We start from the raw sequence: 14532 nt of genomic DNA, 5'->3' as shown, positions 1-14532 counted from the left end.
GTGCCGACGGGCGCGCGGGCCGCCGAGGACAGGGGGGATGCGCCCCCACCGGAACACCCCCGTCCTCCGCCGCCGCCCGCTCCGGGCGCTGGCCGGCGCGGCGACCGCGCTGGCCCTCTCCCTGACGCTGCCGGCGACGGCGGCCCGGGCCGACGAGCCGGCCACGCCGGACACCGTCGTCGGCGAGGTCGTGCAGGCCTGGCCCGAGGTGGAGCACGGCGAGGGCGGGCACGCCGGGGACGGGTACGCCGAGGAGCCGCTCACCTGGGTGGAGAGCGCCTCGGGCGACGCCGTCCGCGTGCCCACCGACGCGGTCGCCGGCGTGGCCGTCGGGTCCACCGTCGAGGTCACGGTGGGCGGGCAGGTCGACGACGCCGCCGGCCAGGAGGGCCTCGAGCCCGCCCGCGACGTGCTGGCCGCCGAGGTGCTGGAGGAGGCGCCCGAGGTCCGCGCCGCGCGGGTGGCCGGGCTGACCAACCAGGTCACCGTGGCGATGGCCGTGCCCGCCGGCGGCACGGTGGACGGCGCGACGCTGGAGGAGCTCGTCGCCGCCGTCGACGGCCCGGTCGCGGACTTCTGGGCCGGGGAGACCGGCGGCGCCGTCCGCCTCGGCGTGGCCGAGGCCCACGACTGGGTGCAGACCACCGCCGGGTGCGCCGACCCCACCGCCCTGTGGAACGAGGTCGCCGACCGCACCGGCTTCGAGCCCGGGCCCGGCCGGCACCTGGTCGTCTACGTCAGCAGCCTGCCGCGGGACCTGCCCGGCTGCTCCTACGCGCTCGGCCAGGTCGGCAGCGGGGTCGGCTCGGGCGGGCGGGTCTACGTCCGCGACGTGCTTCCCTCGGTCATCGCCCACGAGCTCGGCCACAACTTCGGCCTGGGGCACTCCTCGGCGCACCAGTGCGACGCCGCGGTCGACACCGGGGAGTGCCGCACCGCGCCCTACCGCGACTACTACGACGTCATGGGCGCCTCCTGGAGCCACCTGGGCTCGCTGAACGCCCCCCAGGCCGACCTGCTGGGCGTGCTGCCCGCGGCGGCGCAGCAGGCGGTCCCGGAGGCCGGGCCGGTCACGACGGTCACCCTCGCTCCGCTGTCCGCCCGCACCGGCACCCGCGCCGTCCGGCTCACTGACGCCGCCGGTGGTACCTGGTGGCTGGAGCTGCGCACCCCGTCCGGTCAGGACTCCTGGCTCGGCACGGCCGACGACCGGTTCGCCCTGGACGCCGGGGTCCTGCTGCACCGCAGCGGCCGGATGCCCGACACCGCGTTGCTGCTCGACGGCACCCCGTCGGCCGCCGCCGGGTGGGACGACGACCTGCAGGCGGCGCTGCCCGTCGGCGTGCCGGTCCCGATCGCCGGCGGCGCCTTCACCGTCACCGTCGACGCGGTGGCCGGGGACGGCGCCACGCTCACCGTCACGCCCACCCCCGCTGCTGCCGTCCCGGTGACCCCGCTGCCCGCGGGGGACGCGGCGCCCGAGGTGCTGGCTGCCGCGCCGGTGGCGGCGGATCCCGCGCCCGGGGCTGCGGCCGTCTCCCCGGAGGCCGCGCCCACCGCCGCTGCGGAGACCCTCCCGGCCGTCGTCCCGGACGCCGCCGCGCTCCCGGCCGCCGACGACCGGCTGGTGCTGAGCGAGCCGGTGTCGGCCGCCGTCGCGACCGCGTCGGGCACCCCGTGGACCGTGCCTGCCGCGGCCGCCGCCGCCCTGGCCGCGCTGGCGCTGACCGGCTGGGCCCTCACCCGGAAGCGTGGACTCCGCGCCGGCGACTGAGGGAACGGCGTCCGACCGGTCCAGTCCGGCCGGGCGCGTGCCGATGCACAACGGAGTCCCTCTCCCTGGAGTCGCTGTCGTGTCACGTCCCTCCCGGCCGTCCCTGCTGCGGTCGTCGGTCCTCGGCCTCGCCGCGGCGGTCGTCGTCCCCGTGCTCGTCGTGGCACCCGCCGCCCGCGCGGAGGAGCCGCCGGTCGCGGAGGAGACGCTCGTCGGTGAGCTGGTGCAGGGGTACGCGGACCCGGCCCCCCAGGAGCACCTCGAGGACGGGCACGCCGACGGCACGCTGCTGAGCTGGGTGCAGACCGCTCCCGGCGAGGCGGTGCGGGTGCCGACCGAGGACGTCGCGGACGTCGAGGTCGGCGCGACCGTCGAGGTGACCCTGGGCGACGCGGTCGTGGACGAGGCGGCGCAGGAGGGCCTGGAGCCCGCGCAGGAGGTGCTGGCCGCCGAGGTGCTGGCCGCGCCGGAGGAGCCCGCCGTCGCCCCGGCGACCACCCCGGTGAACCACCCGGTGACCGTGGTGATGCTGCAGCCGGCGGGCGTGGCCCGGGACGGCACGACGCTGCAGCAGGTGGTGGACGCCGTGAACGGCCCGGTCGCGGACTTCTGGGAGCAGCAGACCCGGGGTGCGGTCCGCTTCGGCGCGACTGCGGGCGTCGACTGGGGCGAGCCGGCCACCGTCGGCTGCGACGAGCCGTTCCAGCTCTGGCAGCAGGCCGCGAAGCGCGCCGGGTGGACGTGGCTGGACAACGCCCACCTGCTGGTCTACGTGCCGGCGGGGGCGCCGGGGTGCGCGTACGGGCTCGGCACCATCGGGGGCTCGATCGACGACGGCGGGCTGGCCTACGTGCGGGCGCCGGAGACCAACGTGATCGCCCACGAGTTCGGCCACAACCTGAGCCTCGGCCACTCCTCGGCGCGGCAGTGCGACGGCACGGTCGACGTGCGGCCCTGCCAGGTCGCCCCCTACGAGGACTTCCACGACGTCATGGGCTACTCGTGGGGGCCGCTCGGCTCGCTGAACGCGGTGCACGGCAACCAGCTCGGCGTGCTCCCGGCCCATCCCGTGTACTGGTACGCGGGTGCACGGACGGTGTTCGACCTCGCCGCCGTCTCCGGCACGTCCGGCTGGCAGGCGATCGAGCTGGTCTCCGAGGACGGCACCCGGCACTTCGTCGAGTACCGGCCGGCATCCGGCCAGGACGCCTGGCTGGCGACGACCGAGAACCGCCCGGGGGTGGACGCCGGCGTCCAGGTGCGCGCCGCCGCGGCGGGTGGCGACGCCTCGCTGCTCCTCGACGCGACCCCGTCCCCCCAGTCCCGCTGGGGCAGCGACCTGCAGCACTCCCTCGCCGTCGGCGAGACCGTCTCCCTGCGCGACGGGGAGTTCGCCCTCACCCTCGAGAGCGTCTCGCCGGACGTGGCCAGGGTCCTGGTGACCACCCGGGCCGCCACGGCCGCCACCGAGATCACCCGCTTCTACCAGGCGGGAGGGGGAGCCGCCGGGGTGCTCGGCCGGCCCGTCTCCGCCGAGGTGTGCGGCCTGCGCGACGGCGGTTGCTTCCGGCACTTCCAGGACGGGTCGATCTACGCGTCGCCGCGCACGGGCGTGCACCGGCTGTCGACCGCGCCGCGGGCGCGGTGGGCCGAGCTGGGCTGGGAGAACGGCCGGCTGGGCTACCCGGTGACCGACGAGGTGTGCGGCCTGCCCGGCGGCGGCTGCTTCGTCCACTTCCAGGGCGGCTCGGTGTACCGATCGGCGTCCACGCCGGCGCGCGAGGTGACCGGGGCGGTGCGGGACCGGTGGGCGGCCACCGGCTGGGAGCGGGGCCCGCTGGGGTACCCGGTGACCTCGCCGGCGTGCGGGCTGCGGGACGGCGGCTGCTTCCAGCACTTCCAGGGCGGATCGGTCTACTCGACGCCGGGCACGGGGACGCGCTGGCTGTCCTCGGCGCTGCGGGCGCGGTGGTCGGCCCTGGGCTGGGAGAACGGCCGGCTGGGCTACCCGGTGACCGACGAGGTCTGCGGCCTGCCCGGCGGTGGTTGCTTCGCGCACTTCCAGGGCGGGTCGGTCTACCGGTCGCCGACCACCGGGGTGCACGACGTCTCCGGCGCGATCCGCGACCGGTGGGCCGCGGCGGGCTGGGAACGCGGGGCGCTGGGGTACCCGGTCGGCGACCCCACCTGCGGCCTGCGGGCCGGCGGCTGCTTCCAGCAGTTCCAGCGTGGTTCGACGTACTGGACCCCGGCGACGGGCGCGCGGTGGATGGACGGGCCGATCCGGGACGCCTGGGGTGCGCAGGGCTGGGAGAACGGCCCGCTCGGCTACCCGGTCACCGACCTCACCTGCGGCCTGCCCCGCTCCGGCTGCTACGTGCACTTCCAGGGTGGCTCGGTGTACGTGTCGGCCGACTCCGCGGCCCACGCGGTGAGCGGTCGCATCCGGGACGCGTGGGCGGCCCTGGGCTGGGAACGGGGGCTCGGCTACCCGGTGGAGGGGAGCCGCGCGGTGCCCTACGGAGAGACGCAGCGGTTCCAGAACGGCACCCTCGCGCTCGACCACCGCACCGGCCAGGTCCGCCGGATCTGACGCGACGAGGGCCCGCCACCGGTCGAGCGGTGGCGGGCCCTCGTGCTAGTCCGCGTCGGCGATGGTGCAGATGACCGCACCGCTGCTCACCGAGGCACCCACCTCGGCGGTCAGGCCACCGACCGTGCCGGCCCTGTGCGCGGTGATCGGCTGCTCCATCTTCATCGCCTCGAGGACGACGACCAGGTCGCCCTCGGCGACGGTGTCCCCGTCGGAGACCGCGACCTTGACGATGGTGCCCTGCATCGGGCTGGTCAGGGTGTCGCCGGACGCGGCCGACCCGCCGTGCCCGCCGCCCCGCTTGCGCGGCCTGGCCCCGCCGCCCGCCGCGGCCGGGGCGCCCCCGCCGGCAGCCAGGCCCGCGGGCAGCGTCACCTCGAGCCGGCGTCCGCCGACCTCGACGACGACGGTCTGCCGCGGCTCGTCCTCGTCCCGCTCCACCGGGGCCGCCGAGTACGGCGGGACCTGGTTGTCCCACTCGGTCTCGATCCAGCGGGTGTGCACGGTGAACGGCTCGCCGGTGAACGCCTCGTCGCGCACCACCGCGCGGTGGAACGGGACGACGGTCGGCATGCCCTCGACCACCAGCTCGTCGAGCGCGCGCCGGGCCCGCTGCAGGGCCTCCCCGCGGCTGGCGCCGGTGACGATCAGCTTGGCCAGCATCGAGTCGAAGGCGCCGGCCACCTCGCCGCCGGTCTCGACGCCGGAGTCCCAGCGCACGCCGGGGCCCTGCGGGATCTCCAGCCGGGTCACCGGGCCGGGCGCCGGCATGAAGTTGCGCCCGGCGTCCTCGGCGTTGATCCGGAACTCGATGCTGTGGCCGCGCGGCTCGGGGTCCTCGGTGACCTCCAGCGGCAGGCCGTCGGCGATGCGGAACTGCTGCCGGACCAGGTCGATGCCGCTGGTCTCCTCGCTCACCGGGTGCTCCACCTGCAGCCGGGTGTTGACCTCGAGGAAGGAGATCGACCCGTCGGCGCCGACGAGGTACTCGACGGTGCCCGCGCCGTGGTAGCCGGCCTCCGCGCAGATGGCCTTGGCCGAGGAGTGGATGCGTGCCCGCTGCTCGTCGGTGAGGAACGGTGCGGGGGCCTCCTCGACCAGCTTCTGGTTGCGCCGCTGCAGCGAGCAGTCGCGGGTCCCGACGACGACGACGTTGCCGTGGGTGTCGGCGAGCACCTGGGCCTCGACGTGCCGGGGCTTGTCCAGGAAGCGCTCGACGAAGCACTCGCCGCGGCCGAAGGCCGACACGGCCTCGCGGACGGCGGAGTCGAACAGCTCGGGGATCTCCTCGATCGTGCGGGCGACCTTCAGCCCCCGCCCGCCGCCGCCGAACGCGGCCTTGATGGCCACGGGGAGGCCGTGCTCCTCGGCGAACGCGACGACCTCGTCGGCGCCGCCGACCGGGTCCTTGGTGCCGGGCACCAGGGGCGCGCCTGCCTTCGTGGCGATGTGCCGGGCCTGCACCTTGTCGCCGAGGGCGATGATCGCCTCGGGGGAGGGGCCGATCCAGGTCAGCCCGGCGTCGATGACCGCCCGGGCGAAGTCGGCGTTCTCCGACAGGAAGCCGTAGCCGGGGTGGACCGCGTCCGCGCCGGACCGCTCCGCGGCGTCCAGGACCTTGTCGATCACCAGGTAGGAGTCGCCGGGCGTCGTCCCGCCGAGGGCGAAGGCCTCGTCGGCCGCACGCACGTGCAGGGCGTCGCGGTCGGGCTCGGCGTAGACCGCCACGCTGGTCAGCCCGGCGTCCTTGCACGCACGCGCGACGCGGACCGCGATCTCGCCGCGGTTGGCGATCAGGACCTTGTGCACCGGTGTTCTCCCTCGGTCTCGTGCTGCGTCGACGGCGGCCGCGCGGCGCTCATCGACGCCACAGGTCGGTGATGGTGAGGCTGCGCTTGGCGAGCTGGGTGCGCAGCGTGGCCAGCGACAGCCCGACGACCGCCGCCGGGTCGCCGTCCACGCGCCGGACGAACGGCGCTCCGAGCCCGTCGAGGGTGAACGCGCCGGCCACGGCCAGCGGCTCGCCGGTCGCCAGGTAGGCCTCGACCTCCTGCGGGGTCGGGCTGGCGAAGTGCACGACGGTGGAGACGACGGCGACGTCCCGGCTGACCACGGACCCGCCCTGGACGTCGAACAGCGCCTGACCGGTGTGCAGCACACCGCTCCGGCCGGCCATCCGCTGCCAGCGGTCGCGGGCCTCGTGCGCGTCGGCGGGCTTGCCCATGGCCTGGCCGCGGAACTCCAGCAGCGAGTCCGCGCCCACCACGAGGGCGTCGGTCTCCCGCTCCGCGACCGCCTTGGCCTTGGCCGCGGCGAGCAGGGCGACCCGCTCACCGACGCGGGCGGCGCGCACCGTCGACTCGTCGACCTGGCTCACCACCACCTCGGGCGCCAGCCCCGCCTGGCGCATCAGGGCCAGGCGGGCCGGGGACGCCGAGGCCAGCACCAGCCTGCGGTCCACGCTCATGCAGTCCTCCCGGAGGCGCGCCAGCCGCCCGGGCCGGGGCGCAGTGGCTGTCGGTGGGCGTCGCCGAACGAGGCCCAGGCGCCGACCGGCGTGGTGGGCCGGCGGCGGGGACGCCGCTGCGAGATCGCGGCGACGACGACGGTGAGGGCGGCGAGCTCCTCGGCGGTGGGCTCGCCCTGGACCACCCGCAGGAGCGGGCGCTGCGGTTCGCTCATCAGAGGGGGATGTTCCCGTGCTTCTTGGGCGGGAGCGTCTGCCGCTTGTTGGCCAGCAGGCGCAGGCCCCGGGTGACCTCGATGCGGGTCTCCGACGGACGGATCACCTGGTCGACGTACCCGCGGTCGGCCGCGATGTAGGGCGAGAGCAGCGCGTCCTCGTACTCGGTGATCAGCTCGGCGCGGCGGGAGTCGGCGTCCCCGGCCTCGGCGAGCTCGCGGCGGTAGAGGATGTTCACCGCACCCTGCGCGCCCATGACGGCGATCTGCGCCGTCGGCCAGGCCAGGTTCAGGTCGGCGCCGAGGTGCTTGGAGCCCATGACGTCGTAGGCGCCGCCGTACGCCTTGCGGGTGATCACGGTGATCTTCGGGACCGTCGCCTCGGCGTAGGCGTAGATCAGCTTCGCGCCGCGCCGGATGATCCCCTCCCACTCCTGGGAGGTGCCGGGGAGGAACCCGGGGACGTCGACGAAGGTCAGCACCGGGACGTTGAACGCGTCGCAGGTGCGCACGAACCGCGCGGCCTTCTCGCTGGCGTCGATGTCCAGCGTGCCGGCGAGCTGGGTGGGCTGGTTGGCCACGACGCCGACCGGCCGGCCCTCGACGCGGCCGAAGCCGATCAGGATGTTCGGCGCGAACAGCGGCTGCACCTCGAGGAACTCGCCGTCGTCGAGCACGTGCTCGATGACGGTGTGCATGTCGTAGGGGGTGTTGGCCGAGTCCGGGACGAAGGTGTCGAGCTCGCGGTCGTCGTCGGTGAGCGCGTCGGGCAGCGTGACCTCGACCGGCGCCACCTCGAGGGTCGGCAGCGGGTCGAGGTTGTTGCTCGGCAGGTAGGACAGCAGCGCCTTGACGTAGTCCAGCGCGTCGGCCTCGTCCTCGGCCAGGTAGTGCGCGACCCCGGACCTGGTGTTGTGCGTGCGGCCGCCACCGAGCTCCTCGAGGGTGACGTCCTCGCCGGTCACCGTCTTCACCACGTCCGGGCCGGTGATGAACATCTGGCTGGTCTGGTCGACCATCACGACGAAGTCGGTGAGCGCGGGGGAGTAGACGTGCCCGCCGGCCGCGGCGCCCATCACCAGCGAGATCTGCGGGATCACGCCGGAGGCGTGCACGTTGCGGCGGAAGATCTCGGCGTAGAGGCCGAGGGCCACCACGCCCTCCTGGATGCGCGCCCCACCGCCCTCGTTGATCCCGATGACCGGGCAGCCGGTGCGCATGGCGAGGTCGAGGACCTTGACGATCTTCTCGCCGTAGACCTCGCCGAGGCTGCCGCCGAAGACGGTGACGTCCTGGGAGAAGACGCAGACCGGGCGCCCGTCGACGGTGCCGTACCCGGTGACGACGCCGTCCCCGAACGGCCGCTTGGCGTCCATGCCGAAGGTGGTGGAGCGGTGGCGGGCCAACTCGTCGAGCTCGGTGAACGAACCCGGGTCCAGCAGCGCCTCGATCCGCTCGCGGGCGGTCATCTTGCCGGCGGCGTGCTGCTTCTCCACAGCCCGTTCGGAGCCGGCGTGGGTGGCCTCCTGCACGCGGCGCTCGAAGTCCGCCAGCTTCCCGGCGGTGGTGTGGATGTCGACGTCCGCAGGGACCTCGTGGTCCCCGGGGCGGTCCAGTTCAGCCGCGCTCACGTGCTCTCCTCGCTGCGCTCGTCGGCGCGTTCGCGCCGCGCTGCTGTGTCCGTCCGTGAGCTCGCAGGCTCGCTCACGCATCTCTCCTCGCTCGCGCTCACCGACCTGCCGTGCCCGGGCGTGAGCTCCCTCGCCCACGGGTTCCGTAGCGTAGAAGAGTGCCCGAGCCGTTCCCGTCCGCCTCCTCCGACCCCGCGCGGGCGCCGCTCGACGGCCCGGCGCTGGCGACCGCGCTGACCGCGGGCAGCGCGCTGTGGCGGTCGCTGGAGGTGGTGCCGGAGATCGGCTCCACGAACGCCGCGCTGCTCGCCGCCGCGGCCGACGACGCCCCCGAGGGCACGGTTCTCGTGGCCGAGCACCAGGTGACCGGCCGGGGCCGGCTCGACCGCGCCTGGACCTCACCGCCCGGTGCCGGGATCACCGTGTCCCTGCTGCTGCGCCCCGACGTCCCCGGCGCCCGCCGTGGCTGGCTGCCGCTGCTCACCGGCGTCGCCCTGGCCGAGGCGGTGGGGGAGGTGCCCGGCGTCCGCGCCTCGCTGAAGTGGCCCAACGACCTGCTCGCCGCCGACGGCGCCAAGCTGGCCGGCATCCTGGCCGAGGTCGGCGGCGCGGCGGTGGTCGTCGGGGTGGGGCTCAACGTCTCCACCCGTGCCGACGAGCTGCCCGACACCGGGACGTCGCTGGCCCTGGCGGCCGGCCGGTCCGTCGACCGGGCGGCGGTGCTGCTGCAGTTCCTCCGCGGCTTCGAGCGCCGCTACACCGCGTGGGTGCAGACCCTCGGCGACCCGGTGATGAGCGGGCTGGCCCACGACTACCTCGCCTGGTGCGGCACCGTCGGCGCGGACGTCGTCGTCACGCTGCCCGACGGCTCCACGCTGGAGGGGGTCGCGGAGTCGGTCGACTGGGACGGCCGGCTCGTCGTCCGCACGCCGGCGGGCACCGCCGAACTGGCCAGCGGCGACGTGCGACACGTGCGCACACCGGCGCGGTAGGCGTGATCGGAAGGTCACCCTCCGTCATCCTGTCCGCGTGGCCTACCCGGACAAGCTGCTCGCCGAGGACGAAGAGGTCGTCCGGCACCTGCACCCGCACTGGCTGGCGCTCGTGAGGCCGGTGCTGGTCCTGCTGCTCGTGGTGGGCGGGACCTCCTACGCCGCGGCGCTGGTGCCCGCGGGACCGGCGCAGGGCACGGCGCGGGCGGTCCTCGCCGCCCTCGCGCTGGCGGTGCTCGCCGTCGCCGTCCTGCGGCCGGTGCTGCGCTGGCGCACCACGCACTACGTGCTGACCACCCACCGCGTGCTGCTCCGCGAGGGCGTCCTCGCCCGGCGCGGCCGCGACATCGCGCTGTCCCGGATCGCCGACGTCTCCTACCGCCAGACGCTGGGGCAGCGGCTGGTCAGCTCGGGCACCCTGACCATCGAGACCGCGGGCGAGGGCGCACCCACCGTGCTGGAGCGGCTCCCCGGCAGCGACGGCGTCCAGCAGCTGCTCGTCGCGCTGGTGGAGGAGGACGCCGACCGGCGCGACGCAGCCCCCGCGGGCCGGGACGGCGGCGGCGGCTGGGACGACGCCGCGGGCTGGGACGACGCCGGCGGCTGGGACGACGCCGGCTGGACGTCGGGGCACCGCACCGCGCGCCTCTGACCCACCCGGGTGTGACGGGACCGTCACGGCGTGGCTGGGCGGTTCTGTCGGTGCCCCCACCTACCTTCTGCGCCCATGCGGCTGCTGCACACCTCGGACTGGCACGTCGGCCGCTCGCTGCACGGCGCCGACCTGCTGCGCGAGCAGGAGGAGGTGCTCTCCGGCCTGGCCGGCGTCGTGGTGGCCGAGGCGGTCGACGTCGTGGTGGTGGCCGGTGACGTCTACGACCGCGCGGTGCCCTCCGCCGACGCGACCGGGGTGCTCGACCGGGTGCTGACCCGGCTGCGCGACGCGGGCGCGGCGGTGGTGCTCACCCCGGGCAACCACGACTCGGCCCGGCGCCTGGCCTTCGGGGCCGGGCTGATGGCCCGCTCCGGTGTGCACGTGCGCGCGGCCACCGCCGGCCTCGGCGAGCCGGTGCTGGTGCGCGACGAGCACGGCGAGGTCGCCGTCTACGGGCTGCCCTACCTGGAGCCGGAGATCGCCCGGCACGAGCTCGGCGTGCCCGGCGCCCGCTCGCACGAGGCGGTGCTCACCGAGGCGATGGACCGGGTGCGCGCCGACCTGGCGCGGCGGCCCGGCACCCGGTCGGTGGTGCTGGCGCACGCCTTCGTCGGCGGTGGGCTGCCCAGCGACAGCGAGCGCGACATCGGCGTCGGCGGCGTCGACCTGGTGCCCGCGCCGGTCTTCGACGGCGTCGACTACGTCGCGCTGGGCCACCTGCACCGGCCGCAGACGATCACCCCACGGGTGCGCTACAGCGGCTCGCCGCTGGCCTACTCCTTCGGCGAGGCCGGTCAGCAGAAGCAGGTGTGGGTGGCCGACCTCGACGCCGGCGGGCTGGCCGGGGTCCGCGCGGTGCCGCTGCCCGTCCCGCGTCCGCTGACCGTGCTCGCCGGCACCCTGGACGAGTTGCTCGCCGACCCGGCGCACGCGGGCGCCGAGGAGCACTTCGTCTCCGCCCGGCTGACCGACGCCGTCCGCCCGCCCGACCCGATGCGCCGGCTGCAGACCCGCTTCCGGCACTGCGTGCACCTGGAGTGGGCCGGGAACGCCGGCGGGGCGGACGGGCGCAGCTACCAGGAGCGGCTGCGCGGCCGCAGCGACCTGGAGGTGGCCGGGGAGTTCGTCGGCCACGTGCGCGGCGGGGTCGGCGCGACCGACGCCGAGCGCGAGCTGCTGGTCCGGGCGCTGGGTGCGGCGGCCCGCGAGGAGCTGGCCCGGTGAGGCTGCACTCGCTGTCGATCACCGCGTTCGGCCCGTTCGCGGGCACCGAGACCGTCGACGTCGACGCCGTCGCCCGCGACGGGCTGTTCCTGCTGTGGGGGCCGACCGGCGCGGGCAAGACGACGCTGCTCGACGCGGTCGTCTACGCCCTCTACGGCACCGTGCCCGGGGCGCGCGGCGAGGAGAAGCGGCTGCGCAGCGACCACGCCGACGCCGCCACCCGCACGGAGGTCTCCTGCGAGCTGACCCTCGCCGGGGAGCGGCTGCTCGTCGTCCGGAGGCCGGAGCAGACCCGGCCCAAGAAGCGCGGCAGCGGCGAGACCACCGAACAGGCGAAGCTCACCGTGCAGCGGTGGGACGGCGGCACCTGGGAGCCGGTCAGCACCCGCATCGACGAGGGGTCCGAGTACCTGCGGCTGCGGCTGGGGCTGACCGCCGAGCAGTTCTGCCAGGTGGTGCTGCTGCCGCAGGGCGACTTCGCCCGCTTCCTGCGTGCCGAGCCGGAGGACCGGGCCAAGCTGCTGCGCACCCTGTTCGAGGTGGGGCGCTTCGCCCGCGCCGAGGACTGGCTGGCCGCCGAGCGGCGTGCCGCCGAGGAGTCGCTGCGGGCCGACCAGCACCGGATCAGCACCCTGCTGCACCGGGTCGCCCAGATCGCCGACGTGGCGGTGCCCGAGGACCTGGCCCCGGAGCTGGTGGGCGCCCGGCCGGGGCCGTCGGTCGGCACCTGGGTGGGCGCGGTGCGCACCCGGGCCGCCGGCGACCTCGCCACGGCCTCGGCAGCGGCCGACGCGGCCGCCGCGGAGAGCGCCCGGCTGGACGGCGGGCTGGCCGAGGCCCGTGCGCTGGCCGACCGGCACGCCCGGCGCGACCGAGCCCGCGAGGAGCTGGCCCGGCTCACCGCGGAGGAGGAGCAGCTCACCCCGGTCCGGGCGCGCGCCGACGCCGGACGGCGGGCCGAGGCGCTGCGCGACGTCCTGCAGGCCGCCGGCCGCAGCGCGCTGGCCGCCGAGACGGCGGCCGCCGAGCTGGAGTCGGCACGGGCGGCCTGGGCCGGGGTGGCCGACGACCGCGAGGCCGACACGCTGCTGGCCCGCGAGCTGCGCGACCGGGCCGCCGCCGCCCGCTCCCTGGTGCCCGAGGCCGACCGCGCCGCCGGGCTGGCCGCCGGGCTCACCCGGCTCGGCCGGGACGTCGAGGTGCTCGCGGCCCGCTGCGCCGACGGCGCCGCCGCCGCGGCGGCCTGGCCCGGCCGGGTCGCCGGGGCGCAGGGCGGCCTGGACGACGCGCTGGCCGCCGCCGCGCGCCTGCCCGGCCTGACCGCCGTCGCCGACGCCGCCCGCTCCGCGCTGGACGCCGCCACCCGCGCCGAGGAGGTCGCCGCCGACCTCGGATCCGCCCGCGCGACCGCGGGCACCGCGCGCACCGCCTGGCTGGAGGCCCGCGAGGCCCTCGTCGAGGTGCGCGCGGCCCGCCTCGACGGCATGGCCGCCGAGCTCGCTGCCGGCCTCGTGCCCGGCGCCGACTGCCCCGTCTGCGGCGCCACCGAGCACCCGCGACCGGCCGCGCACGACGGCCCCCGCGCCTCCGCCGACGACGAGGAGCGGGCCCGCGCGGGCGCCGACGCGGCCGAGGAGCGGGTCACCCGTGCCCACCGGTCCGTCGAGGAGCGGGAGCGGGAGCTCGCCGTCCTCCGGGAGCGCGCCGGGGAGCTGTCCGCCGCCGAGCTCGCCGGCCGGGCCGCGCAGGCGCGCGCCGAGCGGGCGCAGGTGGCCGCGGTCGCCGGGGGTGTGGAGGCCGCCCGCCGGGAGCTGGCCGCGCGCGAGGCCGGTCGGGACGCCGCGGCCGCGGCGCTGGCCGCCGACCGCGAGCAGCTGCAGCGGCGCACCGCCGAGCGGGACGGGCGCGTGGAGGCGCTCACCGAGCTCACCGCCCGGCTCGACGCCGCCCGCGGGGAGGACGCCGACCTGCCGGCCCGCGTCCGGCGGCTGACCGAGGCCGCGGAGCGCTGCGAGTCCCTGCTGGCCGCGGCGGCCGAGGAGCTCCGGGCCCGCGCCGCCGCCGGCACCGCCCGGGGGACGGCGGAGGAGCGCGCCGCCGCGGCCGGTTTCGCCGACGTGCTCGCCGCCGCCGACGCCCTGCTCGACGCCGGTGAGCTGGCCCGGCTCGACCGGCGGCTGCGCGAGCACGACGAGGCCCGGTCGGTCGTCGTCGCCACCCTCGCCGACCCCGAGCTGACCGACCTGCCCGCGCGGCCGGACGTGGCCGCCCTGCAGCAGCGCTGTGCCGAGCTGACCGCGCACCGGGAGGAGGCGGTGGCCGCGCTCGACCAGGCGCGGCGGTGTGCCGGAGCCCTCGATGCGCTGGCCGGCGAGGTGGTCTCCGCGGAGACCGAGCTCGCCGAGCGCCGCGCCTGGGCCGGCCGGGTCGCCGGCCTGGCCGACCTGGTGAACGGCCGCGGCGCCAACACCCTGAGGATGCGGCTGCAGTCCTTCGTGCTGGCCGCCCGGCTCGAGCAGGTGGCCGAGGTGGCCAGCCGGCGGCTGCAGGAGATGTCCGGCGGCCGCTACACGTTCCTGCACAGCGACGCGCAGGGCCGGCACGGCGCCCGCGGCGGCCTGGGCCTGGACGTGTTCGACGAGTACACCGGCACCCGGCGGCCCACGAAGACCCTGTCGGGCGGTGAGAGCTTCATGGCCTCCCTCGCCCTCGCCCTCGGGCTGGCCGACGTCGTCACCGCCGAGGCCGGCGGCATCCAGATGGACACCCTCTTCGTCGACGAGGGCTTCGGCACGCTCGACGCGCTGGCCCTCGACGCCGTGATGGACGTGCTCGACGAGCTGCGGCGGGGCGGCCGGACGGTCGGCGTCATCAGCCACCTGGAGGAGCTGCGCACCCGCATCCCCACCCGCTTGGAGGTGGTCGCCGGCCGGCACGGGTCCCGGCTGGCGGGCTGAGCCGCCCGCGGGTGGAGACAGCCG

Annotated in this window: 10 protein-coding genes; 6 read left to right on the top strand and 4 right to left on the bottom strand. The window is 76.7% G+C overall.

Annotation, left to right across the window (positions count from 1 at the left end; all coding sequences use genetic code 11):
• Positions 1–37 precede the first annotated feature (37 nt).
• Both BLR12_RS24645 and BLR12_RS17045 read left to right on the top strand, forming a co-directional pair.
• Complete coding sequence (locus tag BLR12_RS24645) at positions 38–1774, top strand: M66 family metalloprotease (protein ID WP_091380707.1); 1737 nt, start codon at positions 38–40, stop codon at positions 1772–1774.
• A 79-nt stretch (positions 1775–1853) separates the two neighbouring features.
• The gene (locus BLR12_RS17045; RefSeq protein ID WP_143018800.1) at positions 1854–4367 is read left to right on the top strand and encodes a hypothetical protein; all 2514 of its coding nucleotides are present in this window, start codon (positions 1854–1856) and stop codon (positions 4365–4367) included.
• Between the two features lie 45 nt (positions 4368–4412).
• Here BLR12_RS17045 and BLR12_RS17040 read toward each other — a convergent pair whose 3' ends face one another.
• The 4 genes from BLR12_RS17040 to BLR12_RS17025 are packed head-to-tail and all read right to left on the bottom strand — an operon-like array spanning position 4413 to position 8680.
• Positions 4413–6176 (bottom strand): acetyl/propionyl/methylcrotonyl-CoA carboxylase subunit alpha, encoded by a 1764-nt coding sequence (locus BLR12_RS17040; protein WP_091380702.1) that lies wholly within the window; start codon positions 6174–6176, stop codon positions 4413–4415.
• A 49-nt stretch (positions 6177–6225) separates the two neighbouring features.
• A complete protein-coding gene (locus BLR12_RS17035; RefSeq protein ID WP_091380700.1) occupies positions 6226–6834 on the bottom strand; it encodes a Maf family protein in 609 nt (202 codons plus the stop codon).
• Positions 6831–7049, bottom strand: coding sequence for an acyl-CoA carboxylase subunit epsilon (locus BLR12_RS17030; protein ID WP_091380697.1), 219 nt, complete (start codon positions 7047–7049; stop codon positions 6831–6833). The genes BLR12_RS17035 and BLR12_RS17030 overlap by 4 nt, the downstream gene beginning before the upstream one ends.
• On the bottom strand, positions 7049–8680 hold the full coding sequence (locus BLR12_RS17025; protein ID WP_091380695.1) for an acyl-CoA carboxylase subunit beta: 1632 nt from the start codon (positions 8678–8680) through the stop codon (positions 7049–7051). Before BLR12_RS17025 ends, BLR12_RS17030 begins: the two co-directional genes overlap by 1 nt.
• Before the next feature lie 158 nt (positions 8681–8838).
• On the opposite strand from BLR12_RS17025, the gene BLR12_RS17020 reads away from it, so the two are divergent.
• The 4 genes from BLR12_RS17020 (at position 8839) to BLR12_RS25575 (ending at position 14508) form a co-directional block, all read left to right on the top strand.
• A complete protein-coding gene (locus tag BLR12_RS17020) occupies positions 8839–9672 on the top strand; it encodes a biotin--[acetyl-CoA-carboxylase] ligase (RefSeq protein WP_091380693.1) in 834 nt (277 codons plus the stop codon).
• A gap of 37 nt (positions 9673–9709) precedes the next feature.
• A complete protein-coding gene (locus tag BLR12_RS17015; protein WP_091380691.1) occupies positions 9710–10324 on the top strand; it encodes a PH domain-containing protein in 615 nt (204 codons plus the stop codon).
• A gap of 75 nt (positions 10325–10399) precedes the next feature.
• The gene (locus tag BLR12_RS17010) at positions 10400–11551 is read left to right on the top strand and encodes an exonuclease SbcCD subunit D (RefSeq protein ID WP_091380688.1); all 1152 of its coding nucleotides are present in this window, start codon (positions 10400–10402) and stop codon (positions 11549–11551) included.
• Positions 11548–14508 carry an AAA family ATPase gene (locus BLR12_RS25575; protein WP_091380686.1) on the top strand — a complete coding sequence of 987 codons (2961 nt, stop codon included), beginning with the start codon at positions 11548–11550 and terminating at the stop codon, positions 14506–14508. The genes BLR12_RS17010 and BLR12_RS25575 overlap by 4 nt, the downstream gene beginning before the upstream one ends.
• The last annotated feature ends 24 nt before the right edge of the window (positions 14509–14532 follow it).

The sequence above is a fragment of the Geodermatophilus sp. DSM 45219 genome (assembly GCF_900104025.1).
GTDB lineage: Bacteria > Actinomycetota > Actinomycetes > Mycobacteriales > Geodermatophilaceae > Geodermatophilus.
Note: the sequence above shows the minus strand (reverse complement) of the source record. Positions and strands in the feature narration are given on the sequence as shown.